The organism is Halomonas sp. B23F22_3 (assembly GCF_043496965.1).
GTDB lineage: Bacteria > Pseudomonadota > Gammaproteobacteria > Pseudomonadales > Halomonadaceae > Halomonas.
In genome coordinates, this window is record NZ_JBIEKG010000005.1 from 276,746 (window position 1) to 303,364 (window position 26,619).

At 68.2% G+C, this 26,619-nt stretch carries 33 protein-coding genes; 15 read left to right on the plus strand and 18 right to left on the minus strand.

Features of this window, described 5'->3' with window-relative positions; all coding sequences use genetic code 11:
- Positions 1-40 precede the first annotated feature (40 nt).
- From sspA to zapE, 7 genes are all read right to left on the minus strand, one after another.
- Entirely contained in the window at positions 41-667 is a 627-nt protein-coding gene (gene sspA, locus ACGTNG_RS13310) for a stringent starvation protein SspA (protein ID WP_394797013.1), read from the minus strand.
- A gap of 145 nt (positions 668-812) precedes the next feature.
- On the minus strand, positions 813-1,583 hold the full coding sequence (locus ACGTNG_RS13315; protein ID WP_394797014.1) for a cytochrome c1: 771 nt from the start codon (positions 1,581-1,583) through the stop codon (positions 813-815).
- Positions 1,583-2,842, minus strand: a complete 1,260-nt coding sequence (locus tag ACGTNG_RS13320) for a cytochrome b (protein ID WP_394797015.1) — start codon at positions 2,840-2,842, stop codon at positions 1,583-1,585. The genes ACGTNG_RS13315 and ACGTNG_RS13320 overlap by 1 nt, the downstream gene beginning before the upstream one ends.
- Positions 2,842-3,435: a ubiquinol-cytochrome c reductase iron-sulfur subunit gene (petA, locus tag ACGTNG_RS13325; RefSeq protein WP_394797016.1), complete on the minus strand. Its 594-nt coding sequence runs from the start codon at positions 3,433-3,435 to the stop codon at positions 2,842-2,844. Before petA ends, ACGTNG_RS13320 begins: the two co-directional genes overlap by 1 nt.
- Before the next feature lie 218 nt (positions 3,436-3,653).
- Positions 3,654-4,043: a 30S ribosomal protein S9 gene (rpsI, locus tag ACGTNG_RS13330; RefSeq protein ID WP_394797017.1), complete on the minus strand. Its 390-nt coding sequence runs from the start codon at positions 4,041-4,043 to the stop codon at positions 3,654-3,656.
- 13 nt (positions 4,044-4,056) lie between these two features.
- Positions 4,057-4,485, minus strand: a complete 429-nt coding sequence (gene rplM / locus ACGTNG_RS13335) for a 50S ribosomal protein L13 (protein ID WP_071941796.1) — start codon at positions 4,483-4,485, stop codon at positions 4,057-4,059.
- Positions 4,486-4,639: 154 nt separating this feature from the next.
- Positions 4,640-5,830, minus strand: a complete 1,191-nt coding sequence (gene zapE, locus ACGTNG_RS13340; RefSeq protein ID WP_394797018.1) for a cell division protein ZapE — start codon at positions 5,828-5,830, stop codon at positions 4,640-4,642.
- 196 nt (positions 5,831-6,026) lie between these two features.
- On the opposite strand from zapE, the gene ACGTNG_RS13345 reads away from it, so the two are divergent.
- Positions 6,027-6,470, plus strand: a complete 444-nt coding sequence (locus ACGTNG_RS13345; RefSeq protein ID WP_394797019.1) for a Z-ring associated ZapG family protein — start codon at positions 6,027-6,029, stop codon at positions 6,468-6,470.
- Between the two features lie 63 nt (positions 6,471-6,533).
- Here ACGTNG_RS13345 and ACGTNG_RS13350 read toward each other — a convergent pair whose 3' ends face one another.
- Positions 6,534-7,295, minus strand: coding sequence for a Nif3-like dinuclear metal center hexameric protein (locus ACGTNG_RS13350; protein ID WP_394797020.1), 762 nt, complete (start codon positions 7,293-7,295; stop codon positions 6,534-6,536).
- 103 nt (positions 7,296-7,398) lie between these two features.
- Between ACGTNG_RS13350 and ACGTNG_RS13355 the strand changes: the two genes are divergently transcribed.
- Positions 7,399-8,616 (plus strand): S1C family serine protease, encoded by a 1,218-nt coding sequence (locus ACGTNG_RS13355; RefSeq protein ID WP_394797202.1) that lies wholly within the window; start codon positions 7,399-7,401, stop codon positions 8,614-8,616.
- Positions 8,617-8,823: 207 nt separating this feature from the next.
- Here the strand turns inward: ACGTNG_RS13355 and hisD are convergent, their stop codons facing one another.
- The 9 genes from hisD to ACGTNG_RS13400 form a co-directional block, all read right to left on the minus strand.
- Positions 8,824-10,146 carry a histidinol dehydrogenase gene (gene hisD / locus ACGTNG_RS13360; RefSeq protein ID WP_394797021.1) on the minus strand — a complete coding sequence of 441 codons (1,323 nt, stop codon included), beginning with the start codon at positions 10,144-10,146 and terminating at the stop codon, positions 8,824-8,826.
- Between the two features lie 63 nt (positions 10,147-10,209).
- On the minus strand, positions 10,210-10,872 hold the full coding sequence (gene hisG, locus ACGTNG_RS13365) for an ATP phosphoribosyltransferase (protein ID WP_394797022.1): 663 nt from the start codon (positions 10,870-10,872) through the stop codon (positions 10,210-10,212).
- A 20-nt stretch (positions 10,873-10,892) separates the two neighbouring features.
- On the minus strand, positions 10,893-12,155 hold the full coding sequence (gene murA, locus ACGTNG_RS13370; protein ID WP_394797023.1) for a UDP-N-acetylglucosamine 1-carboxyvinyltransferase: 1,263 nt from the start codon (positions 12,153-12,155) through the stop codon (positions 10,893-10,895).
- 12 nt (positions 12,156-12,167) lie between these two features.
- Positions 12,168-12,422 (minus strand): BolA family protein, encoded by a 255-nt coding sequence (locus ACGTNG_RS13375; protein ID WP_138181527.1) that lies wholly within the window; start codon positions 12,420-12,422, stop codon positions 12,168-12,170.
- A 150-nt stretch (positions 12,423-12,572) separates the two neighbouring features.
- The gene (locus ACGTNG_RS13380) at positions 12,573-12,911 is read right to left on the minus strand and encodes an STAS domain-containing protein (protein WP_394797024.1); all 339 of its coding nucleotides are present in this window, start codon (positions 12,909-12,911) and stop codon (positions 12,573-12,575) included.
- Complete coding sequence (locus ACGTNG_RS13385; protein WP_394797025.1) at positions 12,908-13,558, minus strand: MlaC/ttg2D family ABC transporter substrate-binding protein; 651 nt, start codon at positions 13,556-13,558, stop codon at positions 12,908-12,910. Before ACGTNG_RS13385 ends, ACGTNG_RS13380 begins: the two co-directional genes overlap by 4 nt.
- Before the next feature lie 4 nt (positions 13,559-13,562).
- Positions 13,563-14,027 (minus strand): outer membrane lipid asymmetry maintenance protein MlaD, encoded by a 465-nt coding sequence (gene mlaD / locus ACGTNG_RS13390; RefSeq protein ID WP_394797026.1) that lies wholly within the window; start codon positions 14,025-14,027, stop codon positions 13,563-13,565.
- A gap of 16 nt (positions 14,028-14,043) precedes the next feature.
- Entirely contained in the window at positions 14,044-14,826 is a 783-nt protein-coding gene (mlaE, locus tag ACGTNG_RS13395) for a lipid asymmetry maintenance ABC transporter permease subunit MlaE (RefSeq protein WP_394797027.1), read from the minus strand.
- Positions 14,823-15,635: an ABC transporter ATP-binding protein gene (locus ACGTNG_RS13400; protein ID WP_394797028.1), complete on the minus strand. Its 813-nt coding sequence runs from the start codon at positions 15,633-15,635 to the stop codon at positions 14,823-14,825. The genes mlaE and ACGTNG_RS13400 overlap by 4 nt, the downstream gene beginning before the upstream one ends.
- 158 nt (positions 15,636-15,793) lie before the next feature.
- Here ACGTNG_RS13400 and ACGTNG_RS13405 point away from each other — a divergent pair, with 158 nt between their 5' ends.
- The 12 genes from ACGTNG_RS13405 (at position 15,794) to ACGTNG_RS13460 (ending at position 24,617) form a co-directional block, all read left to right on the plus strand.
- Complete coding sequence (locus tag ACGTNG_RS13405) at positions 15,794-16,744, plus strand: calcium/sodium antiporter (protein WP_394797029.1); 951 nt, start codon at positions 15,794-15,796, stop codon at positions 16,742-16,744.
- Between the two features lie 40 nt (positions 16,745-16,784).
- The gene (locus ACGTNG_RS13410; protein ID WP_394797030.1) at positions 16,785-17,780 is read left to right on the plus strand and encodes a KpsF/GutQ family sugar-phosphate isomerase; all 996 of its coding nucleotides are present in this window, start codon (positions 16,785-16,787) and stop codon (positions 17,778-17,780) included.
- A gap of 46 nt (positions 17,781-17,826) precedes the next feature.
- Positions 17,827-18,384 (plus strand): KdsC family phosphatase, encoded by a 558-nt coding sequence (locus tag ACGTNG_RS13415; protein WP_394797031.1) that lies wholly within the window; start codon positions 17,827-17,829, stop codon positions 18,382-18,384.
- Positions 18,385-18,387: 3 nt separating this feature from the next.
- Entirely contained in the window at positions 18,388-18,972 is a 585-nt protein-coding gene (gene lptC, locus ACGTNG_RS13420) for an LPS export ABC transporter periplasmic protein LptC (RefSeq protein ID WP_394797032.1), read from the plus strand.
- Positions 18,972-19,499, plus strand: a complete 528-nt coding sequence (gene lptA, locus ACGTNG_RS13425; protein ID WP_394797203.1) for a lipopolysaccharide transport periplasmic protein LptA — start codon at positions 18,972-18,974, stop codon at positions 19,497-19,499. Before lptC ends, lptA begins: the two co-directional genes overlap by 1 nt.
- Positions 19,499-20,224: an LPS export ABC transporter ATP-binding protein gene (gene lptB, locus ACGTNG_RS13430; RefSeq protein ID WP_394797033.1), complete on the plus strand. Its 726-nt coding sequence runs from the start codon at positions 19,499-19,501 to the stop codon at positions 20,222-20,224. Before lptA ends, lptB begins: the two co-directional genes overlap by 1 nt.
- A gap of 154 nt (positions 20,225-20,378) precedes the next feature.
- The gene (locus ACGTNG_RS13435; protein WP_394797034.1) at positions 20,379-21,794 is read left to right on the plus strand and encodes an RNA polymerase factor sigma-54; all 1,416 of its coding nucleotides are present in this window, start codon (positions 20,379-20,381) and stop codon (positions 21,792-21,794) included.
- Between the two features lie 169 nt (positions 21,795-21,963).
- Positions 21,964-22,272, plus strand: coding sequence for a ribosome hibernation-promoting factor, HPF/YfiA family (gene hpf, locus ACGTNG_RS13440; RefSeq protein ID WP_394797035.1), 309 nt, complete (start codon positions 21,964-21,966; stop codon positions 22,270-22,272).
- Between the two features lie 7 nt (positions 22,273-22,279).
- The gene (locus ACGTNG_RS13445; RefSeq protein ID WP_394797036.1) at positions 22,280-22,765 is read left to right on the plus strand and encodes a PTS sugar transporter subunit IIA; all 486 of its coding nucleotides are present in this window, start codon (positions 22,280-22,282) and stop codon (positions 22,763-22,765) included.
- Positions 22,766-22,812: 47 nt separating this feature from the next.
- Positions 22,813-23,733, plus strand: coding sequence for an RNase adapter RapZ (rapZ, locus tag ACGTNG_RS13450; RefSeq protein WP_394797037.1), 921 nt, complete (start codon positions 22,813-22,815; stop codon positions 23,731-23,733).
- Between the two features lie 3 nt (positions 23,734-23,736).
- Positions 23,737-24,006 carry an HPr family phosphocarrier protein gene (locus tag ACGTNG_RS13455; protein WP_394797038.1) on the plus strand — a complete coding sequence of 90 codons (270 nt, stop codon included), beginning with the start codon at positions 23,737-23,739 and terminating at the stop codon, positions 24,004-24,006.
- 68 nt (positions 24,007-24,074) lie between these two features.
- Positions 24,075-24,617, plus strand: coding sequence for a BUD32 family EKC/KEOPS complex subunit (locus tag ACGTNG_RS13460; protein ID WP_394797039.1), 543 nt, complete (start codon positions 24,075-24,077; stop codon positions 24,615-24,617).
- A gap of 27 nt (positions 24,618-24,644) precedes the next feature.
- Here ACGTNG_RS13460 and pmbA read toward each other — a convergent pair whose 3' ends face one another.
- Positions 24,645-25,985 (minus strand): metalloprotease PmbA, encoded by a 1,341-nt coding sequence (pmbA, locus tag ACGTNG_RS13465; RefSeq protein ID WP_394797040.1) that lies wholly within the window; start codon positions 25,983-25,985, stop codon positions 24,645-24,647.
- A 116-nt stretch (positions 25,986-26,101) separates the two neighbouring features.
- Between pmbA and yjgA the strand changes: the two genes are divergently transcribed.
- Positions 26,102-26,608, plus strand: a complete 507-nt coding sequence (gene yjgA / locus ACGTNG_RS13470) for a ribosome biogenesis factor YjgA (RefSeq protein ID WP_394797041.1) — start codon at positions 26,102-26,104, stop codon at positions 26,606-26,608.
- The last annotated feature ends 11 nt before the right edge of the window (positions 26,609-26,619 follow it).

Sequence of the window (26,619 nt, forward strand, 5' to 3'; positions counted from 1 at the left end):
GGGGAGTGGCCCCCGGACGCGCCGGGGGAGACAGGGTAGATCAGGCGCGCATCTCGCGCTCGTTCTCGCTGAGGGCGGCCTTGAAGCCGTCGCGATCGAACAGCCGCTCCATGTAGCCCAGCAGCGGCTTGACCTGCTTCTCGGGCAGCTCGATGCCGAGCGCCGGCAGGCGCCAGAGGATCGGCGCCAGGCAGCAGTCCACCAGCGTGAACTCGTCGCTCATGAAGTAGGGCATGTCCTCGAAGATCGGCGAGATGCCGACCAGGCTCTCGCGCAGCTCCTTGCGGGCCTTCTCCACGTCCTTCTTGGCGCCGCTCTGGATCTGTTCGACCAGCGGGCACCACTCGCGCTCGATGCGATGCATCCACAGCCGGCTCTTGGCACGGGCCACGGGATAGACCGGCAAAAGCGGCGGATGCGGGAAGCGCTCGTCCAGGTACTCCATCATCACCTTGGATTCGTAGAGCACCAGATCGCGATCGAGCAGCGTGGGCACGCTGTTGTAGGGATTGAGGTCGGCAAGCTCCTCCGGACGCTGCTCGTCGCTCACCTCGACGATGTCCACGGCCACGCCCTTCTCGGCGAGCACGATGCGGACACGATGACTGAAATGGTCATCCCCTCCGGAGTAGAAAATCATCGACGACCGCTTGGCCACTACACCCATGAAACAATCCTCGCATCAGTTCGTGCCGGGATGATAACACGACCGCCCCCACCTTGAGGGCGATCGTGGGGCCCGGTATCGGGCAAAAAGCATCGGGGCGCATGGCCACTGGCCATGCGCCCCGCGGTGCACTGTCGCTGGCGGATCAGTGAATGTCGCGCCAGTACTCACGCTTGAGCAGGTAGCCGATGACACCGAAGATGAAGATGAAGATCAGCACCTTGGGCCCCAGCGACTGGGCCTGCAGCTTGGACGGCTCGCCGGCATAGGCCAGGAAGTTGGTGAGGTCGTAGATCGCCTCCTCGAACTCCTCGGGCTCCATCTGACCGGGCTTGGTCACCTGCAGCGTCTCGCAGGACTGGTACTTGCCGGTCAGCGGATCGAGCTCGGCCCCGTCGACCGGCTTGTCCGTGGCGGCACAGACCTTCTCCTGCACCCCCTGCAGCGGCTCCAGCACGTTGGGCATGGCCACCAGCGGGAAGACCGCGTTGTTGACGCCGGTGGGGCGCTCCGGATCCTTGTAGAAGCTCAGCAGGTAGGTATAGATCCAGTCCGTGCCGCGCAGGCGCGCCTCGAGGGTCAGGTCCGGCGGCGGCGCGCCGAACCAGCTCTCGGCGTCGCCGCTGTCCATGGCGATGTGCATCTGGTCATTGAACTTCAGGGCGTCCGAGAAGATCAGGTTATCCTCGACCAGCCCCTGGGGCATGTCCAGATCCTGGGCCGCGCGGGAGAAGCGCTGATGCTCCATGGAGTGGCAGCCCATGCAGTAGTTCACGAAGAGCTTCATGCCATTCTGCAGCGACGCCTTGTCCTCGAGGTCCGGATTCATCTCCTCCAGGTGGACGCCCCCGCCCCCGGCGGCGAACCCGACCATCGGCACCAGCGCGAAGAGCAGTGCGAACAGTTGCTTTTTCATTAGCCAGTCACCCTTTCCGGAACGGGTTTGGTCTTCTCCAGCCGGGTGTAGATCGGCATCAGCAGGAAGAAGGCGAAGTAGAGCGCGGTGCACAGCTGGGCGACCAGGGTCCGCGTCTCGGTGGTCGGCAGCACGCCGAGCACGCCGAGGATCACGAAGCTGATGGCGAACAGCAGCAGCATCACCTTGGAGATCCACCCCTTGTAGCGCATGGAGTTCACCGGGCTCTTGTCGAGCCAGGGCAGCACGAACAGGATGGCGATCGCCGCCCCCATCACGATGACCCCGAGGAACTTGGCGTCGAGACCGAACAGGCTGAAGGTGATCGCCCGCAGCATCGCGTAGAAGGGCGTGAAGTACCACACCGGCGCGATGTGATCCGGCGTCTTCAGCGGGTTGGCCGGCTCGAAGTTCGGCTTCTCGATGAAGTAGCCGCCGCCTTCCGGGAAGTAGAAGATCACCACCGCGAAGACGAACAGGAACACGGCCACGCCGACGATATCCTTCACCGTGTAGTACGGGTGGAAGGGAATGCCGTCCAGCGGCTTGCCGGTCTCGTCCTTCTTCTTCTTGATGTCGATGCCGTCGGGGTTGTTGGAGCCGACCTCGTGCAGGGCGATGATGTGCAGCACCACCAGCGCCAGGATCACGATGGGCAGCGCCACCACGTGCAGGGCGAAGAAGCGGTTCAGGGTGATGCCGGAGATCAGGAAGTCACCACGCACCCACTGCGCCAGGTCCGGGCCGATGGCCGGGATGGCGGAGAACAGCGAGATGATGACCTGGGCACCCCAGTAGGACATCTGGCCCCAGGGCAACAGGTAGCCCATGAAGGCCTCGGCCATCAGCGCCAGGTAGATGGTCATGCCGAAGATCCACACCAGCTCGCGGGGCGCCTTGTAGGAGCCGTAGAGCAGGCCGCGGAACATGTGCAGATAGACCACGACGAAGAAGGCCGAAGCCCCCGTGGAGTGCATGTAGCGGATCAGCCAGCCCCACTCCACATCGCGCATGATGTACTCGACGGAGGCGAAGGCGCCCTCGGCGGAGGGGTTGTAGCTCATGGTCAGCCAGACCCCGGTGAGGATCTGGTTGACCAGCACCAGCAGGGCCAGCGAGCCGAAGAAATACCAGAAGTTGAAGTTCTTCGGCGCGTAGTACTTGGACAGGTGCTCCTGCCACATCTGGGTGGCGGGGAAACGGTCGTCGACCCAGCGCATCACGCCGCTTTCCGCCTTGGCCTTGTTCGGATTACCCATCAGGCAGACTCCTCATCTTCGCCGACAGTGATCAGCACATCGCTGTCGAAGCGGTAAGGTGGCACTTCGAGGTTGGTCGGCGCCGGCACGTTGGCGAAGACGCGCCCGGCCAGGTCGAAGCGTGAGCCGTGGCAGGGGCAGAAGAAGCCGCCGGGCCAGTCCCCGACATCCACGCTGCCAGGCTCCGGCCGGAACAGCGGCGAACAGCCCAGGTGGGTGCAGATACCGATCAGCACACCGATCTCAGGCTTGATGGAGCGCAGCGGCCCCTCCACGTAGTCCGGCTGCTGCGGCACGCTGGAATCCGGATCCGCCAGTTCCGAGGCCTCGATCGCTTCGGTGCGCTCGATCATCTCCGGCGAGCGGTTGAGGATCCACACCGGCTTGCCGCGCCATTCGACGGTCATGCGCTGCCCGGGTTCGAGCTTCGACACATCCGCCTGAACGGGCGCGCCCGCCGCTCTCGCCCTGGCGCTCGGCTGCCAGGAAGCTACAAAGGGGACCGCAACCCCGACGGCACCCACCGCACCCACGACGGTGGTGGCACCTACGAGGAAACGGCGCCGACCCTTGTTTACGCCGTTATCTGCCATTTTCAGATTTCTCCCATCGACTTACCCGCTGTTCCATCACGAGCAGTGAATCCCCCGCGACCACGGATATCAAATGCGCACTATGTTAAAAAATCGCGTCGCCCCGCACAAGGAAAGGTTCCCCGTACGCGGCGCAATCCGACGACAAATTCTTGATCCGAAACAAAAAACGCCCAGGTCGCAGGACCTGGGCGTTTTCGAGCGGCAATACGTGCGTATCAGCGCTTGGAGAACTGCGGGCGACGACGCGCCTTGCGCAGGCCGATCTTCTTACGCTCGACCTTACGGGCGTCACGGGTGACGTACCCGGCTTCGCGCAGCTGACCGCGGAAGTCCTCGTTGTAATCCATCAGGGCACGGGTGATGCCGTGACGGATAGCGCCGGCCTGGGCGCTGCCGCCGCCGCCCTTGACGGTGACGTAGACGTCAAACTGGCCGAGGGTCTCGGTCAGCTCGAGGGGCTGACGGACCACCATGCGGCCGGTGACGCGACCGAAGTACTGGTCCAGATCGCGGCTGTTGACGGTGATCTTGCCGGTGCCCGGCTTCAGGAAGACGCGCGCGGTAGAGGTCTTGCGGCGCCCGGTACCGTAATACTGCTGTGTCATGGCGAAGACTCCCTCAGATGTTCAGTTCTTGCGGCTGCTGGGCAGCGTGCGGATGCTCGGTGCCGGCGTAGACCTTGAGCTTCGAGTACATGGCACGACCCAGGGGACCCTTCGGCAGCATGCCCTTGACGGCGGACTCGATGACACGCTCCGGTGCGTGGGCGATCATCTTCTCGAAATTCATGGAGCGCAGGCCGCCCGGATAACCGGTGTGGCGGTAGTAGGTCTTGGCGTTGACCTTGTTGCCGGTGACCTTCACCTTCTCGGCATTGATCACGACGATGTAATCGCCGGTATCGACATGCGGGGTGAACTCCGGCTTGTGCTTGCCACGCAGGCGGCGAGCGATCTCGGTGGCCAGGCGACCGAGTGTCTTGTCCGCAGCGTCGACGACGAACCAGTCGCGCTGGACGGACTGCGGCTTGGCAGTGAACGTCTTCATGGGTGAATCACCATTAGGATGTATTGGGTTCTGTTGCCGGATGGCCGGCATCGAACCGTCCCTATTCTTCTTGGTTGCCTCGCCCCGAGGGGACGCTGCAACGGTCGAGCGAGCGCGCATTCTACACGACCCGCGCCCCACAGGGGAAGAGGCATCAGGGCTTGTGCGGCAGCGCCAGATAATCGTGGGACTGCATCTCCTGCAGGCGCGAGAGCGTGCGCTGGAACTCGAACTCCAGGCGCCCGTCGCGATAGAGCTCCTCGGCCGGCACCTCGGCGGACATCAGCAGCTTGACGCCCCGGTCATAGAACTCGTCGACCATGTTGATGAAGCGCCGCGTGCGGTCGTCGGTCGCCCCGCTCATGCGGGTGACGTTGGAGACCAGCACGCTGTGGAATTCCCGCGCCAGTTCGATGTAGTCGTTCTGGCTGCGCGGCCCGTCGCAGAGCTCGGTGAACTCGAACCACACCACGTCGTCGTGCAGCCGGCGGGTGTGCAGCACGCGGTGGTTGATCTCCAGCGGCGCACCCTCCTCGCCCTCGTGGCCGGCGATCTCGCGAAAGCTGCGGGCGAGCTCCGTCTCGGCCTCGGCATCGAGCGGGGCGTGGAAGATCTCGGCGCGCTCCAGCACGCGCAGCCGGTAGTCGACGCCCGAGTCGACGTTGACCACCTCGCAGTGACGCTCGAGCAGGTCGATGGCCGGCAGGAAGCGCGCCCGCTGCAGGCCATCCTTGTAGAGCTCCCCGGGGACGATGTTGGAGGTCGCCACCAGCACCACGCCGTGTTCGAAGAGCGATTCGAGCAGGTTGGCCAGGATCATCGCATCGGTGATGTCCTTGACGAAGAACTCGTCGAAGCAGATCACCCGGACCTCGGCGGCGAACTTGGCGGCGATCAGCGCGAGCGGATTCTTCTCGCCCTTGTAGTGCTCGAGCTCGTTGTGCACCCGCTGCATGAAGCGATGGAAATGGGTGCGCATCTTCTCGGGAAAGGGCAGCGTCTCGAAGAAGGTGTCCATCAGGTAGGTCTTGCCACGCCCCACGCCGCCCCAGAAGTAGAGCCCGTTGACGGCCGGCAGCGCCGGCTCGGCGGGCGCGTCGCTCCTGCCCCGCCCGAACAGCCCCGCCACCCGCGAGGCGAGCCCGCCGCCGCGCCGCGGCGGTGCCACCCGCGAGGGCGGCGTGTTCACCAGGTCATCATAGAGACGCTGCAGGTGCGCCACCGCCTGCTCCTGGGCGGCATCGTGCTTGAAGTCACGACGTTCGAGATCGGCTTGGTAGCGGCTCATCGGCGTCTCGGGCCGGCGCGACTCGCGGGAGGCCGCGGGGGGGTGCGTCTCGCTCATGGGGATTCCTGATGGCCTGTCCTCGGGCTTTGGCGTCGGCATTATACGCATCCCGTCGGTCATTGGCATGTGCGCCCTCGCGCATTGACCCGGCACACGGGCTCGCCTCTATAATGGAATCCCGGCCACAAGCGGCCTCACGACGGCACCGGCGGCCGGCACGCCACAGGGCCATTGTTCCAGGGAGACGTACATCGTGGATGAGACCAACATCAGCTGGGTGCTGGCCGCCGCCTGCCTGCTGGCCGGCATCGGGATCGGAGCACTGGGCTACCACCTGCTCAACGCCAGCGACGGCAATACCCAGCGCTTGCGCCAGCGCCTCGCCGAGCGCGAACGAGCCCTGGCCGAACTCAAGGATGGCTTGGGCGACAGCCTGGAGCGCATCGGCCAGCTGGCCGAGAGCCTGCGCCGGGAGAGCCAGAGCCTCGAGCAGGAGGCCGAGACGGCCAGCACCACCCTGGGGGCCCCGTCCCTGCGCCGCCAGGCCATGGATGCCGCCACCCCCGCCCCCGCCGAGGAGGCCGACGCGCCGGCCGTGCCCCGCGACTACGCCGACGGCAACCGCGGCACCCTCTCTGAGGACTTCGGCCTCAAGCAGAGCGAGGAAGGCGCCACGCCGCAGCCGCCACGCTACTGAGCCGCTGCACCATCCCTGTCCCGTCGCACGCCCCGGCCCATGGCCGGGGCGTTGTCGTATGGATCAGGCCGGATTATCGATATCGACGAAGCGGTGCTCGATCCCGCACTCGGCCGCCAGCCGCTCGCCCAGCGCCTGCACCCCGTAGCGCTCGGTGGCATGGTGGCCCGCCGCCAGGTAGTGAATGCCCAGCTCGCGGGCCAGGTGCGTGGTGCGCTCGGAGATCTCCCCGGAGATGAAGGCGTCGGCGCCGGCCTCCCAGGCGGTGGCGATCATGTCCTGGGCGCCGCCAGTGCACCAGGCGACCCGACGAATCTCGCCGCCATCCGGCGCCTCGATCAGCAGCGGCTCGCGCCCCAGGCAATCGCCCACCTTGCGGGCCAGCCCCCGGGCATCGAGGCCGGGCGACGGCTCGCCGAGCCACACCAGCCCCTCACCGAGCGCGCCGTCGGCGCAGCCGGTGACGGTGAACCCCAGCCGCCGGCCGAGCTCGGCGTTGTTGCCGAGCTCGCGGTGGGCGTCCAGCGGCAGGTGGTAGGCCAGCAGGTTGATGTCGTGAGCCAGCAGTGTCGCGAGGCGCCGGCGCTTCATGCCGGTGATGGCGACCGGCTCGTTCTTCCAGAAGTAGCCGTGATGGACCAGCAGCAGATCCGCTTGCCAGGCCACGGCCTCGTCGAGCAGCGCCTGACAGGCCGTCACGCCACTCATCACCCGAGCCACCCGGTCACGGCCGGCCACCTGCAGGCCGTTCAGGGTGTAATCCTTGAAACGCTCGGGCTCGAGCAGGCGATCACAGGCGGCGACCAGGTCGTCTCGATTCGTCATTCAGCCTCCAGGCGCGGTCGAGTTGGCAATGTTACAATCCGCACAGTGTAACCAGCGGGCGGATGCCCCGCGACCCAGCATCGTCGACAAGGACCCCCGCCGCATGCGACGCACCCTGCTCCCCTACCTCTGGCCCGTGCTCATCGGCGTGCTGGGGGCCATCGTGCTGCTCAACGCCTTCCCACAGCTGATCGGGCGCCAGGCGCCCTCGACTCCGGCACCCTATGAGCTCGCGCCGAGCGCCCCCGAGGAGCCGGCCGAATCCCGCGATGCCCCGGAGGTGCGCCAGGCAGAGCCGCTGACGCGACAGCAGGGACCGGTGAGCTACGCCCAGGCGGTGGCCCGCGCCGCACCGGCCGTGGTCAATATCTACTCCTCGCGGGTGGTCGAGCGGGAGGAGCACCCGCTGATGTCAGATCCCTTCTTCCGACAGTTCTTCGGCGACGAGACGCCCCGCCGACAGCGCATGCTGTCGAGCCTCGGCTCCGGGGTGATCGTCAGCGAGGACGGCTACGTGCTGACCAACCATCACGTGATCCGCGGCGCCGACCAGATCCAGGTCGCGCTGCGCGACGGGCGCGAGACCCTCGCCGAGGTGATCGGCACCGACCCGGAGAGCGATCTCGCCGTGCTGCGCATCGAGCTCGCCTCGCTGCCGGTGATCGAGCTGACCGACACCACCCAGATCGCCATCGGCGACGTCTCGCTGGCCATCGGCAATCCCTTCGGGGTCGGCCAGACCGTCACCATGGGCATCATCAGCGCCACCGGCCGCAGTCACCTGGGACTCAACGCCTACGAGGACTTCATCCAGACCGATGCCGCCATCAATCCCGGCAACTCCGGCGGCGCCCTGGTCAACGCCGAGGGCGCGCTGATCGGTATCAACACCGCGATCTTCTCGCGCTCCGGCGGCTCCCAGGGCATCGGCTTCGCGATTCCCGCCAACCTGGCCCGCAGCATCCTCGAGGAGCTGGTCGTCAAGGGGCGGGTCATCCGCGGATGGATGGGCGTCGAGGCCCAGGAGCTCAACCAGGAGCTTGCCGCCTCCTTCGGCCTCCAGAACCCCATCGGCGTGGTGATTGCCGGCGTGGTGCCGGGCGGGCCCGGCGACCGCGCCGGCCTGCAGCCCGGCGACGTGCTGCTGGAGGTGGACGGCGAACCGGTGCTCGATCCCCGCCAGACCATGAGCGACATCGCCGCGGTGGAGCCCGGCACCCGCCTGCCGCTGACACTGGTGCGCGGCGGCGAGCGCCGCGAGGTGACCATCGAGCTGGGCGAGCGGCCGACGCCGAGACTGCCCCGGCCCGAGCAGCGCTGAGGCGACATTCCCGATCGCGCGACGAATCGCGCGATGAGAAGGGCCTCGCCAAGCCCGCGACAGCAGCGCACCGCTACCCCTCACCGACAGGCCGCAAACCAAAGGGCCCCGCCAGCCGGCGGGGCCCTTTCGTTGATCCCGGGTCATTCTGGGCCGATCCATGGAGGCCGCGTCTCGCCCCCTGCACTGCCCTGCCGGGAGGTCGAGCTAGGGCGTCAGGCGATACTCCGCGGAGCGCGCATGGGCGGTCAGCGACTCGCCCCGCGCCAGGGTCGAGGCGATCTTGCCAAGCTCGCCGGCGCCCTCGGCGGAGCAGTGGATGATCGAGGAGCGCTTCTGGAAGTCGTAGACCCCGAGCGGCGAGGAGAAGCGCGCCGTGCCCGAGGTCGGCAGCACGTGGTTGGGCCCGGCGCAGTAGTCGCCCAGCGCCTCGGCGGTGTAGCGCCCCATGAAGATGGCGCCGGCGTGGCGCACCTCGGGAAGCCAGCCCTCCGGGTTGGCCACCGAGAGCTCCAGGTGCTCCGGGGCGATGCGGTTGATCAACGCCGCCGCCTCGTCGCGGTCCCGGCAGCGGATCAGCATGCCGCGACGCGCCAGCGACTCGCGCACGATCTCCGCCCGTTCAAGGGTCGGCAGCAGCCGGGCGATGGAAGCCTCTACCGCCGCCAGGTGCGCCTCGTCCCAGCTTACCAGGATCGCCTGGGCATCCTCGTCATGCTCGGCCTGTGAGAAGAGGTCCATGGCCAGCCAGTCGGGATCGGTGCCGCCGTCGGAGACCACCAGGATCTCCGAGGGGCCGGCGATCATGTCGATGCCCACCTGGCCGAACACCGCCCGCTTGGCGGTGGCGACGTAGATGTTGCCCGGCCCGACGATCTTGTCGACCCCTGGCACCGTCTCGGTGCCGTAGGCCAGCGCCGCCACCGCCTGGGCGCCGCCGAGGGTGAAGACGTGATCGACGCCGGCCAGGTAGGCCGCCGCCAGCACCAGCTCGTTGAGCACCCCGTCGGGGGTCGGCACCACCATGACGATCTCGCGCACACCGGCCACGTGGGCGGGAATGGCGTTCATCAGCACCGAGGAGGGATAGGCGGCCTTGCCGCCGGGTACATAGATGCCGGCCCGGTCCAGGGGCGTGACCTGCTGGCCGAGCACGGTGCCGTCGGCCTCGGTGTACTGCCAGGAGGCCGGCTTCTGGTGCTCGTGGTAGACCCGGATGCGCTCGGCGGCCGCGGCGAGCGCCTCGCGCTGATGCGCCGGCAGGCCCTCGTAGGCCTCGCGCAGGCGGGGCTCGCCCAGCGTCAGCTCGGCCATGGAGGCGACGTTCAGGCGATCGAAGCGATTGGAGTACTCGACCAGTGCCACATCGCCCCGCGCCCGCACCTCGGCGAGGATCTCGTCGACGCGCTGCTGGATCGTCGCATCGGAGACCCCTTCCCAGGCCAGCAGATGATCCAGGCGGGCATCGAAGTCGTCCTGCTCGGTCGACAGACGGGCGATGTCGACGCCGTCGGTGGGGGATTCGCTCATGGCAATGCTTCCTCTCGCATCAAGGTTCGTCGCATCAAGGGGACGTCGTCGGAAACCGGCGCGCTACGACGCCGACAGCGCCGCGTCATCGCGACGCGCCGCCACGGCCTCACCGAGACGGGCCAGCAGCGGCTTGAGCCGGGCGTGCTTCATGGTCATCGCGGCCTTGTTGACCACCAGCCGGGTACTGACCGGGGCGATCAGCTCGCGGGGCTCCATGCCGTTGGCGCGCAGGGTATTGCCGGTATCGACGATATCGACGATCTCGTCGGCCAGGTTCATCAGCGGTGCCAGCTCCATGGCGCCATAGAGCTTGATCACCTCGGCCTGGATGCCCTGCTCGGCGTAGTAGCGGCGCGCCACGTTGACGAACTTGGTGGCCACCCGGCGCCGCGCCCGGGCCGGCTCGGCGCCGGTGATGCCGGCGGTCATCAGCTTGCAGCGGGCGATCTCCAGGTCGAGGGGCTCATAGAGCCCCTCGACGCCATGTTCGAGCAGCACGTCCTTGCCGGCCACACCGAGATCCGCCGCCCCGAGCTGCACGTAGGTCGGCACGTCGGTGGCACGGATCACCACCAGCTTGACGTCCGGCAGGTTGGTGTCGAACAGCAGCTTGCGGCTCCTGCCCAGGTCCTCGGCCGGAGTGATGCCGGCATCGGCCAGCAGGGGCAGGGTCTCGTCGAGAATGCGGCCCTTGGAGAGGGCCAGGATCAGTTGCTTGCTCATGGGTCTCGCCTGTTGTCGGCTCAGCCGGGCACGCGCCGGATGCGCGCGCCCAGCAGCTGCAGTTTTTCCTCGATGCACTCGTAGCCACGGTCGATGTGGTAGATGCGGTCGACCAGGGTCTCGCCCTCGGCCATCATCGCCGCGATCACCAGCGAGGCCGAGGCCCGCAGGTCGGTGGCCATCACCGGCGCGCCGGAGAGCGCCTCCACGCCGGTGATCACCGCCGTGTTGCCCTCCAGGGCGATGTCAGCGCCCATGCGGTTGAGCTCCTGCACGTGCATGAAGCGATTCTCGAAGATGGTCTCGACCACCCGGGCGGTGCCTTCGGCGACGGCGTTCATGGCCACGAACTGGGCCTGCATATCGGTGGGAAAGGCCGGATAGGGCGCCGTGCGCAGGTTGACCGCCTTCGGCCGGCGCCCCTGCATGTCGAGCTCGATCCAGTCGTCACCGTGGCGGATGGTGGCGCCGGCCTCCTCGAGCTTGGCTAGCACCGCATCGAGGATGTCGGCGCGGGTCCGGCGCACCTTGACCCGCCCCCGGGAGAGCGCCGCGGCGACCAGGAAGGTGCCGGTCTCGATGCGATCCGGCATCACGTCGTGGTAGGCGCCGTGCAGGCGCTCGACGCCCTCGATGACGATGGTGTCGGTGCCGTGGCCGCGGATGTTCGCGCCCATCTTGATCAGGCACTCGGCGAGGTCGACGACCTCGGGCTCCCTGGCCGCGTTCTCGAGCACCGTGGTGCCCTCGGCCAGCGTCGCCGCCATCAGCAGGTTCTCGGTGCCGGTCACGGTGACCGTATCGAAGAAGATGGTGGCGCCGTGCAGCCGGCCGTCGACCCGGGCACGGATGTAGCCGCCCTCGACGCTGATCTCGGCGCCCATCGCCTGCAGGCCGTGGATGTGCAGGTCCACCGGGCGCGAGCCGATGGCGCAGCCGCCGGGCAGCGAGACGTCCGCATGGCCGAAGTGGGCCAGCAGCGGCCCTAGCACCAGGATCGAGGCGCGCATCTTCTTGACCAGCTCGTAGGGCGCGTGACAGTCGGTCACCTGGGAGCCGTCGAGCTGGATGCACATCTTGTCGCCCATCACCGGCTGCACGCCCATGTGGCCCAGCAGCTCCAGGGTGGTTGTGATGTCCTGCAGGTGCGGCAGGTTGCCGATGGTCACCGACTCGTCGGCCAGCAGGGTCGCACAGAGGATCGGCAGGGCGGCGTTCTTGGCGCCGCTGGCCCAGACCTCGCCGTCGACGGGGCCGTTACCGGTAATGATCAGCTTGTCCATGGGCGCTCGCCTTCAGGCCCCCTGCTGGTCAGTGGCGGCCTGCCACTGCTGCGGCGTGTAGGTCTTGATGCTCACGGCGTGAAGGGCACCGGAGGCGATCTCCTCGGTCAGGGCACCGTAGATCATCTGCTGGCGCTTGACCGGCGAGAGCCCCTCGAAGACCTCGCCCACGGCGACCACCTGGAAATTGCAGCCTTCGCCCTGGATATGAAACTCGCAGCCGTCGAGTCGGTTCTCGAGCAGCGCCTTGACGTCACTGGGTTGCATGGAACCGGCACTCCTGTAGTTCATCGAATCGTCGCGGACACGCCCGCCGGGCCCGTGATAGCAGGCCGGGGCGTCCCGTCATGGCAGGACATGGTAAAGAAAAGCACCGCGCTTGGCGATGGGGTGGCGACCGGGAGGCGCGGGCCGCCTTCAGGCGGCCTCGGCGGCCCCCAGCGGCAGCAGGGTATCGAGCCCGGCGACCCGGGTCAGCCGCTCGAGCGGCGCCGACAGGCGAACGCCCGCGACCCTCACGTCCGCCTCACGGGCCCGACGCGTCCACTCCAGCAGCACGCTGAGCGCCGCGCTGCTGACGCGGCCGACGCCGCTCAGGTCGAAGGTCACCTCGCTGCCCGCCGGCCGGGCCGCCAGCCAGTCGCGGCCGGCCTCGGCCATCGCCGAGGCCACCCCGAAGCCGACCTCCCCGGTCACCGCCAGGCGCCGCTCGTCGGCCTCCAGGCGCGAGCCGTTCCGTTCGAGCAGCACGCTCATGCGCTGCCGCCCTGCTCCAGCTCCTCGACCGCGAGGTCGGGCGACCAGCCCTCGATCACCGCGTCGTAGTCGCGGCCCTCGTCGCGCATGGCCTGATCGAACTGGTTGCGGAAGGTCAGCCCGAGGTTGATGCCGTTGACGATCACGTTGACCACCTTCCACTGCCCGTCGTCCAGGCGCAGGGAGTAGCTGACCGGATAGACGGTGCCGTCGTTGGCCACCACCTCCATGGCCACGCTGGCCTGGTCCTCGTAGCGCGAGGCCTGCTGATTGTCGAGCACGCGAATCTCGCGGTAGTCGAAGGTCACCAGTCCCTTGGAGTAGGTATCGATCAACGTCTTGCGGAAGGTCTCGACGAAGCGCGAGCGCTGCTGCGGCGAGGCGTTGCCGAAGTAGCGACCCATCACGCTGGCGCCGATGTAGCGAAAGTCGGCCACGTCCTCGAGGCTGTCGTCGACGATGGCCTCGAGCTCATCGAGGTGATCGGCGAAGTAGGCCTCGCGCCCCTCGATGCGCGTCATCAGGTCGTCGATGCTGTCGCGGATCATCTGCTCGGGACGCTGGTCGGCTTGGGCGGCCATCAGCGGCAGGGCCATCAGCAGCAGGCAGAGCCCGGCGAACAGGGCACGTAGGTTCATCGTCTTCATGTCGTTACTCCTTGACCATGCTGGTCACGAACTGCTGGATGAGCTCTTCCAGCACCAGGGCCGATTGGGTGTCGCGCAGCGTGTCGCCATCGCCGAGGGTCTCGGGCGCGCCCCCCACCGAGAGGCCGATGTACTGCTCACCCAGCAGGCCCGCGGTGAGGATGGCCGCGGTGCTGTCCTCGGGCAGCTGCCCCTCCAGCTCACCGTCGAGCTCCATCACCACCCGCGCATCGTACCAGTCGGTGTCGAGCTCGATGCTCTCGACCCGCCCCACGGTGACCCCGGCCATGGTGACCCGGGCGCGAGGCTTCAGGCCGCCGATGTTGGCGAAGTTGGCCTCGAGCCGGAAGGTCTCGCTGGGCACGGTCAGGCTGAGCCCGCTGACACGGAGCCCCAGGAACACCAGGCCCAGGATACCGGCCAGCATGAACAGGCCGACCCCGAGTTCCATCGTCTTGCTGCGCTTCATCCGTTTGCTCCGAACATCAGGAAAGCTCTCCGAACATCAGGGCGGTGAGCAGGAAATCCAGGCCCAGGACCGCCAGAGAGGAATAGACCACCGTGCGCGTGGTGGCGCGCGAGATGCCCTCCGAGGTGGGAATCAGGTCGTAGCCCTGAAAGACCGCGATCCAGGTCACCACCAGGGCAAAGACCACGCTCTTGATCAGGCCGTTGCCGACATCATCGAAGAACTCGACGCTGGCTTGCATGTTCCCCCAGTAGGAGCCCTCGAACACCCCCAGCCACTCGACACCGACCAGCTGACCGCCCCAGACCCCCACCACGCTGAAGCCGATGGTCAGCAGCGGCAGCGCCACGAAACCGGCCCAGAGCCGCGGGGCGATCACGCGGCGCAGCGGGTCGACGCCGATCATCTCCATGCTGGTGAGCTGCTCGGTGGCCTTCATCAGGCCGATCTCGGCGGTCAGGGCGGAGCCGGCGCGCCCGGCGAAGAGCAGCGCCGCCACCACCGGGCCCAGCTCACGCAGAAGCGACAGGGCCACCATCTGCCCCAGCGCCTGCTCGGCGCCGAAATCGACCAGGATGGTGTAGCCCTGCAGCGCCAGCACCATGCCGATGAACAGCCCCGAGACCAGCACGATGGCCAGCGACATCACGCCGACGAAGTGCATCTGGCTCACCCAGAGGCGAAGGCCCTCGCGGCTCGGCACGCCCACCGCCGACTGCCCGAGGAAGATCCCGGCCCGCCCCAGCGACTCCATCACATCGCAGCCGCGTCGTCCCAGGCGGCGAATTCGCTCGATCATTGCGGCCCCCCGGCGCCCAGGATGTCGGCGTGGAAGTCCATCGCCGGATAGTGGAACGGCACCGGACCGTCCGGCTCGCCGTGCATGAACTGGCTGACCCGCGGGTCGCGGTCCGCATCGAGGCTCGCCGGCGTGCCGTGCGCCATCACCTGGCCGTCGGAGATCACGTAGACGTAGTCGGCGATGCTCAGGGTCTCCTTGATGTCGTGGGAGACCACTACCGCCGTCAGCCCCAGCGCATCGTTCAGGCGCTTGATCAGCTGTACGAGCACGCCCATGGAGATGGGATCCTGCCCGGCGAAGGGCTCGTCGTAGAGGATCAACTCCGGGTCCAGGGCGATCGCGCGGGCCAGCGCCACGCGCCTCGCCATGCCGCCGGAGAGTTCCGACGGCATCAGCCCGCGGGCGCCGCGCAACCCCACCGCCTGCAGCTTCATCAGCACAAGATCACGGATCATCGTCTCGGGGAGATCGGTATGCACCCGCAGCGGAAAAGCCACGTTCTCATAGACATCCAGGTCCGAGAACAGTGCCCCGCTCTGGAAGAGCATGCCCATCCGCCGGCGCAGGCCGAACAGGTCCCGGCGCGACAGCGCATGGACGTCCTGACCGGCGATGCGCACACGACCGGCATCGGGCGTGAGCTGGCCGCCGATCATCTTGAGCAGGGTGGTCTTGCCGGTGCCGCTGGGGCCCATGATGGCGGTGATCCGCCCTCGCGGGATGGTCAGATCGACGCCACGGAAGATCTCCTTCTCGCCACGGGAGAAGTGCAGGCTCTCCACTTCCACGAAGGGGGAGTCCGTCATTGCATCAGCTTCCTTCGCAAAATCAGCATCCTTCGCAAAATTGTCGAACATCGTATCCTAACCGTGACCCGGCGCGCCAGCGCCCCGAGGGGCCCCTTGCACCGCCGGTGCCTGCCATGTTCAATGTGCGCCCTTCATTCCCCGCTCCGGATCTCGCCATGCTGGTTCCCCTGCTGATCGTGTCGCTCGGTTTCATCGGCCTGCTGTGGAGTGCCGACCGCTTCGTCGGGGCCGCCGCCGCCACCGCCTGGCAAGCCGGCATGAGCACCCTGCTGGTGGGCATGACCATCGTCTCGCTGGGCACCTCGGCGCCGGAGATCGTGGTCTCGGTGATGGCCTCCCTGGACGGCGCGCCGGATCTCGCCATCGGCAACGCACTGGGCTCCAACATCGCCAACATCGCCCTGGTACTGGGCGTGACCGCCCTGGTGGTGCCGATCCCGGTGCGCTTCTCCATCGTGCGTCGCGAACTGCCGCTGCTGCTCGGCGCCACGGGCCTGGCCGGCTATGCGCTGGCCAACGGCCACCTCGACCGCCTCGACGGCGTGCTGCTGCTGGTGCTGCTGGTGTTCAGCCTGTGGTGGCTGTTTCGCGCCGACACCCCGGACGCCGAGAGCGGTGGCGAGATACCCGGCATGCCGCTGGGCCAGGCCCTGGCCTGGCTGGTCGGCACCCTGGTGATCATGGTCGCCAGCTCCCGCGCCCTGGTGTGGGGCGCCAGCGAACTGGCCCGCGGGCTCGGCGTCAGCGAGCTCACCATCGGCCTGACCGTGGTCGCCATCGGCACCAGCCTGCCGGAGCTCGCCGCCTGCGTCGCCAGCGCGCTGAAGCGCCACCACGACCTGGCGATCGGCAACGTCATCGGCTCCAACCTCTTCAACATGCTGACCGTGCTGCCCGTGCCCGCGCTGCTGGCGCCAGGCGCCACCGATCCCGCGGCGGCCGGCCGCGACTACCCGGTGATGCTGCTGCTGACCCTGGCGCTGGGGGCGCTGCTGCTGTGGAATCGGCGCGGCCACCTGGGACGACTGCCCGGGGCCCTGCTGCTGACATGCTACCTCGCCTACCTGGCCTGGCTGGGGAGCGCCGGCTTCTCCCCCGCGGCCTGACCCCTTGAGTGAAACCTCACAACGGGCAACAATCACTGCCATGACCAATGACACCCCCTCCGTGGCCGGCACCTCCCTCCTGCGCGACAGTGCCCGCCGCACCCTGGAACTGGAACAGCAGGCCGTGGCGGCCCTGTCCGAACGCCTCGACGAGGCCTTCGACCATGCCTGCCGGCTGATCCTGGCCTGTCGCGGGCGCGTCGTCGTCACCGGCATGGGCAAGTCGGGCCACATCGCCGGCAAGATCGCCGCGACGCTGGCCAGCACCGGCACCCCGGCCTTCTTCGTGCATCCCGGCGAGGCCAGCCACGGCGACCTGGGCATGATCACCCGGGGGGATGTGGTGCTGGCGCTCTCCAACTCCGGCGAGACCGCCGAGGTCACCGCCCTGCTGCCCCTGCTCAAGCGCCTGGGCACGCCGCTGATCAGCATGACCGGCCGTCCCGGCTCGACCCTGGGACGCCATGCCGACGCCCATCTGGATGCCGGCGTCGAACGCGAGGCCTGCCCGCTGGACCTGGCGCCGACCTCCTCCACCACGGCCGCCCTCGCCCTGGGCGATGCCCTCGCCGTGGCACTGCTCGAGTCCCGCGGCTTCACCGCCGAGGACTTCGCGCTGTCTCACCCCGGTGGCAGCCTCGGCAAGCGCCTGCTGCTCAAGGTCGCCGACCTGATGCACCAGGGCAATCGGCTGCCCGCGGTGCCGCTGGGCAGCCCCCTGCGCGATGCGCTGCTGGAGATCACTCGCCAGGGACTGGGTTTCACCTGCGTGGTGGGTGAGGACGGCCGCCTGGCCGGGGTCTACACCGACGGCGACCTGCGCCGCACCCTCGATCAGCACAGCGACCTCTCGGGGCTCACCGTCGACGACGTCATGACCCGTCCCGGCAAACGCATCGCCCCCGACACCCTGGCCGCCGAAGCGGTCCGCCTGATGGAGGACGGGCGCATCTCGGCGCTGGCCGTGGTCGACGCCGACGGTCGCCCGATCGGCGCCCTGCACATGCACGACCTGCTCTCGAGCGGCGTCATCTGATTCCTTGCGACCATCCGCTATCGCCCGACCCTCGACCGGAGACACCATGAGCCTCGATTCCCCCCTGCTCGACAGCCAGCTCGTCGACCGCCTGCGGCGCGTGCGCCTGCTGGCCCTCGACGTGGACGGCGTACTCACCGACGGACGCCTCTATTTCCAGGCCGATGGCGTCGAGATCAAGGCCTTTCACACCCTCGACGGCCACGGCATCAAGCTCCTTCAGCGCGCCGGCATCGTGGTGGCCCTGATCACCGGGCGCGACTCGCCGATGGTCAGCCGTCGTGCCGCCGCGCTGGGCATCCGGCACGTCTTCCAGGGGGCCGAGAAGAAGCTGACCGTGCTGCGCGAGCTGTGCGCCCGCCTGGAGCTGGAGCTCGATCAGGTCGCCTACTGCGGTGACGACATGCCCGACGTGGCCGCCATCCGGCGCGCCGGGGTCGGCATCAGCGTGCCCGGCGCGCCGAGCTATATCCGCAAGCATGCCGACTGGGTCACCGAGGCCGTGGGCGGCCATGGCGCGGTGCGCGAGATCTGCGACACCCTGCTGCAGGCGCAGGGGCACTGGGACGCCGTGCTCGACACCTACCTGCACGGCACGACCTGATCCATGAGCCTGCCGCGCCCCGGCTTTCGCACCGGACTGTTGCTGCTGCTGCTCGCCCTGGGCGGCGGACTGGCCCTGCTCGACCTGCAGGAGGCGCCGCTGCCCGGCCCGGTGCCGGGGAACGCGTCGGGCGAGCCCGACTACTACCTGGAGAACGCCCGCCTGACGCGCTTCGATGCGACGGGCGAGCCTCATCAGCGCCTCGACACCCCGCGCCTGACCCACACTCCCCATGACGACGTCACCCGCCTCGAGCAACCCCGGGGACGGCTCTACGACTCGTCGGGCCGGATCTGGCTGGCCAGCGGCGAGCATGGCACCCTGGGCGCGGGCGGCAACCCGCTGACCCTGACCGGCGAGGCGCGCCTGCTGGCCCCGGCCGAGCGCTGGCAGCTGGACACCGAGATCCTGCACTTCGACGCCGACAGCGGCCACGCCTGGAGCGAGACCCCGGCGCTGCTGCGCCAGCCGCCCCAGCGGATGCGCGGCGAACGCTTCGATGCCTGGATCGATGACAACCGCGCTCGACTGACCGACAATGTGCGCGGCCACCACCCGCCCGACACCCGCGAGGACCCCGAGTCATGATGCGAGCCTCCTTCGCCCCCCTGCTGACCCTCGGCGTCATCGGCCTGCTGCTCGGCAGCACCCCGACCCTGGCCCTGGAGGGTGATGCCAGCGCCCCGATCCAGGTGGAGGCCGACCGCCTCGACCTCGACGATCGCGCCGGCACCGCCGTCTACACCGGCGACGTGGAGATCCGCCAGGGCAGCATGCAGCTGACCGGCGCGCGGGTGGAGATCCGCCGCAACGATCAGGGCCAGCTTACCCTCGCCACCGCCACCGGCGAGCGCGCCTACATCGAGCAGAAGCCCGCCCCGGACGAGCCGCTGGTGCGCGGCTGGGGACGCACCGTGGTCTACCACGTCGCCGAGCGGCGCATCGAGCTGATCGACCGCGCCGAGCTTCACCAGGGCGGCGACACCTTCGACGGCGGCTACCTCGAATACTTCCTCGACCGGCGCGTCGTCCAGGCGCGCTCCGAGGCGCAAGGCGTCGAGGAGAGCCAGCGCGTGCGCATGACCCTCGAGCCCGAACAGCAGGATGGCCCGTGATGAAGACCCTGAGGGCCGAACACCTGGCCAAGAGCTACAAGCGGCGCCGGGTGGTGCAGGACATCAGCCTCTCCATCGAGCAGGGCCGGATCGTCGGCCTGCTCGGACCCAACGGGGCCGGCAAGACCACCTCCTTCTACATGATCGTCGGCCTGGTGCGCGCCGACGCCGGCGCGGTGCATATCGACGAGCTCGACCTGTCCAGGGCCGCCATGCACGAGCGCGCCCGGGCCGGCATCGGCTACCTGCCCCAGGAGGCCTCGATCTTTCGCAAGCTGTCGGTCGCCGACAACATCATGGCGATCCTCGAGACACGCCGCGATCTCGACCGCGCCGGCCGCGAGCGCCGGCTCGAGGAGCTGCTCGAGGACTTCCACGTGACCCACATCCGCGACAACCTCGGCATGAGCCTCTCCGGGGGCGAACGGCGGCGAGTCGAGATCGCCCGGGCGCTGGCCACCGAGCCCGCCTTCATCCTGCTCGACGAACCCTTCGCCGGGGTCGACCCGATCTCGGTGGGCGAGATCAAGGGCATCATTCGCCAGCTCAAGGCGCGCGACATCGGCGTGCTGATCACCGACCACAACGTCCGCGAGACCCTCGACATCTGCGACACCGCCTACATCGTCGGCGACGGGCGGATCATCGCCGAGGGAGATGCCGAGGCGATCCTTGCCAACCAGCGCGTCCGCGACGTCTACCTGGGCCAGGACTTCCGCCTCTGAGCGCTTCCTCGATCGCAATACACTGATATAAATATCGTTATTCGCCGGCGGCACGCCGTTTGATCCTGGCACGATTGTTGCTATTTCTTCGGTTGCACCCCCCGCGTCCAGCGGCTAGGGTGGGATCTTTCGGCACGTCGAGGGAACTCCTCTCATGGCCATGAAGGCTTCCCTGCAGCTTCGGGTCGGCACCCAGCTGACCATGACGCCCCAACTGCAGCAGGCCATCGCCCTGCTGCAGCTCTCGACCCTGGACCTGCGCCAGGAGATCCAGCAGGCGCTGGAATCCAACCCCCTGCTGGACGTCGAGGAAGAGTTCGGCGAACAGGCGGTGAGCGAGACGCCCGACGACGACTGGGCCAGCGAGATTCCCGACGAGCTCGCCACCGACAGCGACTGGTCCGACACCTACCAGGACCTCGGCAGCGCCCCCGCCGGCGGCGAGGCGCCCGACTTCGAACGCCAGGCCGCGGGCCAGAGCCTCCAGGGTCATCTGGCCTGGCAGCTGGCGATGACCGACCTGGACGAGCGCCAGATGCGCATCGCCGAGAGCCTGATCGACGCCGTCAACGGCGACGGCTACCTCACCCAGCCCCTGGACGAGATCCGCGACGGCCTCAAGGCCCAGGGCCTTACGGGGCTCAGGAGCCGGGAGGTCGAGCAGGTGCTGCTGCGCCTCCAGCAGTTCGAGCCCACCGGCGTCTTCGCCCGCGACCTGCGCGAGTGCCTGATGCTGCAGCTCGCCACGCTGCCCGACGACACCCCGCTGCTGCCCCAGGCCCGCCGGTTGGTCCGCCAGTTCCTCGAGGCGCTGGCCGGCGACGATCGCCGCCTGCTCAAACGCCGCCTGGGCCTCGACGACGAGGCCCTCGACACGGCCATCGGCCTGGTACGCTCGCTGGACCCGCGCCCCGGCAGCGCCTTCGGCGAGGGCGACAGGGACTACGTGATTCCCGACCTCGTGGCCCGTCATACCCGCGAGGGCTGGCAGGTGGAGCTCAACCCCGAGGCCATGCCGCGCCTGCGCATCCAGCCGGACTACGCCGCCCTGATTCGGCGCGCCGACAAGAGCGCGGACAACCAGTTCCTCAAGGACCACCTGCAGGAGGCGCGCTGGCTGATGAAGAGCCTCTCCAGCCGCAACGACACCCTGCTGCGGGTGGGTCGCGAGATCATGGTGCGCCAGCTCGACTTCCTGGAGCGCGGCGAGGAGGCCATGAAGCCGCTGATCCTGGCGGATATCGCCCAGGTCGTGGAGATGCACGAGTCGACCATCTCGCGGGTCACCACCCAGAAGTTCATCCACACTCCGCGCGGCATGTTCGAGCTCAAGTACTTCTTCTCGAGCCAGGTGGGCGGCAGCGGCGATAGTGACGCCCACTCCAGCACCGCGATCCGTGCGCGAATCCGCAAGTTGATCCAGGACGAACCGCCCCGCAAGCCCCTCTCGGACAGCCGGCTGGTTGCCCTGCTCGACGAGGCCGGCATCAGCGTGGCGCGACGCACGGTCGCGAAATATCGCGAGGGGATGGGCATCCCCTCCTCCAGCGAGCGCAAGCGCCTGCGTTGAACGCCGCGAATGGCGTCTCGACGCGCCCGAATCCCGGCCGTCGACGCACGCGCAAGCGATTGAATTGACGCCTTTCGACGAGAGTCTTGTCGCCCCCGACCGAGGGGGTATGCAGGACGCTAAAAAGGGTTACAATCGACTCACACCCCGTAAGAGCAAGGAGCGTGTCATGCAAGTCAACATCACCGGCCATCATGTGGAACTGACCGACGCACTGCGTGACTATGTGCAGGAAAAACTGACCCGCGTCGAGCGTCATTACGACAACATCACCAACGTGCAGGTCACCCTCTCCGTGGAGAAGGAGCGCCAGCAGGCGGCCTGCACCCTGCATGCCTCCGGGGCCGACCTCCATGCCGAAGCCATGGAGAATGACATGTACGCCGCCATCGATGCCCTCGCCGACAAGCTCGACCGTCAGCTGGTCAAGCACAAGGAAAAGGCCCAGGCCCGCGCCCAGGGCGCCGGCGCGCGCTGACTCCGTCATGACACTGGACGCCATCCTGCCCCCCGAGCGCACCCTCTTCGATGTGCCCGGGGGAAGCAAGAAGCGGGTGCTGGAGTTCTTCAGCACCTTCATCGCTCAGAACACGCCCAGCCTCGACAGCCAGGAGGTATTCAGCCGACTGATCGGCCGTGAGCGACTGGGCAGCACCGGCATCGGCCACGGGGTGGCCATTCCGCATGCCCGAAACCCCCACTGCAAGGCGCCCATCGCCGGCTTTCTCAAGCTGGCCGAGCCGGTGGATTTCGATGCCATCGACGGCGAACCGGTGGACTTGGTCTTCGTGCTGCTGGTCCCCGAGGAAGCCGACGAGGCACACCTCGCCCTGCTGGGCCAGGTCGCTGGCATCATGAACGATGCCGACACCCGCGGCCGATTGCGCCACAGCGCGAGCCAGCGCGAGCTTCATGAGTATCTCATGGAGGCGATACGACAACAGGCCCCGAGCGGCCGCCAGGGCGGCTGATCCCTCTCGGGGCGCCGCCCGCCCCCTTTCTCGACCAGGAGACCCGCATGCAGCTCGTGATCATCAGTGGCCGGTCGGGTTCCGGCAAATCGATCGCGCTGCAGGCGCTGGAAGACCTGGGCTACTACGCCATCGACAACCTGCCGGCCATGCTGCTCGGGCCGCTGGTGGACGAGCTCCAGCAGGGGCGCAGCGTGCGCTCCTCGGTCGCCGTCAGCATCGATGCCCGCAACCTGCCCGACGCCCTGGCGCGCTTCCCGGAACTCCTCGACGACCTGCACACCCGCGACCTCGAGTGCCAGGTGGTCTACCTGACCACCGATGCGCGGATCCTGCTGGAGCGCTACTCCCACACCCGCCGCCGCCACCCGCTTACCCGCGATAGCGACATGACCCTGGCCGAGGCCATCGATACCGAGGAGCAGGCGCTCTCGGAGATTCGCGACCTCGCCGACCTGGTGATCGACACCACCCGGCTCTCGGTGCACGAGCTGCGCGGGCGCATCACCGATCAGGTGGCGGGCCATCGCGCCGAGCAGATGACCCTGACCGTGGAGTCCTTCGGCTTCAAGCGCGGCGTGCCGCTGGATGCCGACATCGTCTTCGACGCCCGCTGCCTGCCCAACCCCTACTGGGACCCGGCCCTGCGCGACGCCACGGGGCGTGATGCCAGCATCATCGCCTTCCTCGACGGCTACCCGGTCGTCGCCGAGATGCACGACGACATCCTCGCCTGGGTCGAGCGCTGGCTGCCGCGCTATCGCACCAGCCAGCGCAGCTACCTGACCGTGGCCGTCGGCTGCACGGGGGGCCAGCACCGCTCGGTCTACCTGGCCGAACGCCTGGCCGCCTACCTGGCCGAGCGACACGCCGGCATCAGGCTGCGCCATCGCGAGCTGGGCGTGCAGGTCGCCCTCCCCGATGCGCCGGCATCGATGGATACCGACGCACCCCAGGAAGGAGCCTGAGGCGTGCCGAGTCGCAAGCTGACCCTCACAAACCGACGCGGCCTGCATGCCCGCGCCGCCACCAAGCTCGTGCAGTGCTGCCAGCCCTTCGATGCGCGGGTCACCGTGCACCGAGGCAGCCAGCAGGCCGATGCCGGCAACATCATGTCGCTGCTGATCCTCGCCGCGCCCTGCGGCACCGAACTCGAGGTGCACACCCAAGGCGAGGAGGCCGACGCGGCCCTCGAGGCCATCTCCGCGCTCTTCGAGGCCCGCTTCCATGAAGACGCCTGAGCGAAGGCCGCCACGGGCATTGCTCGTCACCCTGCCACCCAGCGGCACTATTCACCCTGTTGAGCCCCATGATGGAACTGATCCAGAGCGGCAAGTACTCACTTGTCCACTATGATCCTGAGCGTGACCACTTCATCAAGACCTTTCACCCCAAGGCCGTCGATCGTCTGCGCTATGCGCTGCGCATTCGCCCCTACCCGGGCCACAATTTCGCCCTGATCGCCAAGCGGCTGGAGGCGCTCGGTATCGCCACGCCGACCATCGTCGAGGCGGACCGATATCGGCTGGTGACGGAGAACATCCACGGGGTACCGCTCAAGCAGCTAATCCTGACGTCGACGGATCTGCAGGAGCAATACCTCGAGGCCCTGATAGCCTACTATCGCCACGACATTCACTGTCGCGGCCTGCACACCGGCAACTTTCTCGTCAGGGAAGAAAAGCTCTTCGCCATCGATCTGGACGCCTACAAGGCTCCTAGTCTGTTCAAGTACTCCAAACGGGAGTACCTCGACTGCCTTAAACGCTCCCTAAAGGGCCAGGAGGCATTCCTTTTCATCCGCCTGCTAGAGCGGCTTGGCCTGGACGAGAACTACCAAGCGCTGGGCTGAACGCTTCCATGCCCCGTCCCGCCCAGCTCAGCTGCCGGCCACCATCACCTCGTCGATCAGCCAGCTGCCGGTGTGGATGCTGCCGCGGGTATCGGTATCGCTCCCCACCCCGACGAGCCCCTGGAACATCGTCTCGAGGTTGCCGGCGATGGTGAACTCCTCCACCGGGTGCTGGATCTTGCCGTCCTCGACCCAGAAGCCGGCCGCCCCGCGGGAGTAGTCACCGGTCACGCCGTTGACGCCTTGGCCCATCAGCTCGGTGACCAGCACGCCGCGCCCCATGTGCGCGAGCAGCGCCTCGCGAGGCTCGAGCGGCGCGGTGATGCGCAGGTTGCGCGCGCCGCCGGCGTTGCCGGTGGTCTGAAGCCCCAGCCGCCGGGCGCTGTAGGCCGAGAGCATGTAGCTCGCCAGGCGGCCCTCCTGGATGAAGACGTTGTCGCGGGTCTGCACGCCGTCACTGTCGAACGGCGAGCTCGCCATGGCACCGACCTCCATGGGACGCTCGCCGAGGCTGAACCACTCGGGGAAGAGCGGATCGCCCAGGCGATCGCAGAGGAAGGAGGCCTCGCGGAACAGCGCCCCGCCGGCGATGGCGCTCATCAGGTGGCCGATCAGGCCGCTGGCCAGGGTCGGATCGAAGAGCACGGGCATGCGCCCGGTCGCCGGGCGCTTCGCGCCGAGGCGGCTCAGGGTGCGCCGCGCGGCGCTCTTGCCCACCGCCTCGGCGGCGAGCAGGTCGCGGGGGTCGCGGGCGCTGGTGTAGTCGTAGTCGCGCTGCATGCCGCTGCCGTCCTCGGCGATCAGCAGGCAGGAGAGCGAGTGGCGGCTGCCGCGCTGGCTGCCCAGGAAACCGTGGCTGTTGGCGTAGACGCGGACCCCCTCACCGCTGGAGAGGCTCGCCCCGTCGGAGCTCTTGATGCCCGTCACGCCGCGCCCGGCCGCCTCGCAGCGCAGGGCGAGCTCGGTGGCCTCGTCGATGGAGAGCGGCCAGGGGTGGTGGACCTGGAGGTCGGGCAAGTCGGTCGCCATCAGCGCCGCCTCGGCCAGGCCCGAGGCCGGATCCTCGCCGGTATGGCGGGCGAAGGACAGCGCCTTCTCGACCGCGGCGCGCACCGAGGCCTCGCCGGCATCGCTGGAGGAGGCGCTGCCCTTGCGCTGCCCCACGTAGACGGTGACGGCGATCCCCTGGTCCCGGGACAGCTCGACCGTTTCCACCTCGCCCTCGCGAACGCTGACGCCGACGCCCTGGTCGACGCTGGCCCCCACCTCGCAGGCCTCGGCCCCGAGCTGGCGGGCCAGGTCCAGGGCCATCCGGGCGCGACTCTCCAGCAGGGTCTGCTGGGCGGCGGCATCGAAAGCCTGTGTCATGTACGTCTCTCCTTACTCGGCCGGCCTGTCGCCGGCCCTCAAGATGGTGCATTGTCCAGCCCCGTGCCGCGGGCTGATATACTGGCGCGATTCGACCCCGACGAAGTGGAACCGGCATGACCCAGGATGACCTCTCCCCGGCCGACGAACGGCCCAGCAAGTCCCAGCTCAAGCGCGAGATGCAGTCCCTGCAGCAGCTCGGCGAGCAGATCATCGCCATGAGCGATGCCCAGCGTGCGCGCTTTCCCCTCTCCGACGACCTGCTGGCCGCCGTCGAGGAGACCGGGCGCATCAAGGCTCGCGAGGCTCGCCGCCGCCACATGCAGTACGTCGGCAAGCTGATGCGCGGCGAGGACCTTGACGGCATCCAGGCGGTATTCGACGAGATCGAGCACGAGAAGCTGCGTCGCGATCACGCCTTTCACCGCCTCGAGACCTGGCGCGACCGCCTCATCGACGAGGGCGACGACGCCGTCGAGGCCTTCGTGACCGAGTTCCCCGACATCGAGCGCCAGGCCCTGCGCCAGCTGATCCGCAACGCCCGCCGCGAGCGCGAACAGGGCAAGCCGCCGACCAACGCGCGCCGGCTGTTCAAGCTGATCCGCGACGGCGCGGGACTCTAGGCCCGCGCCGC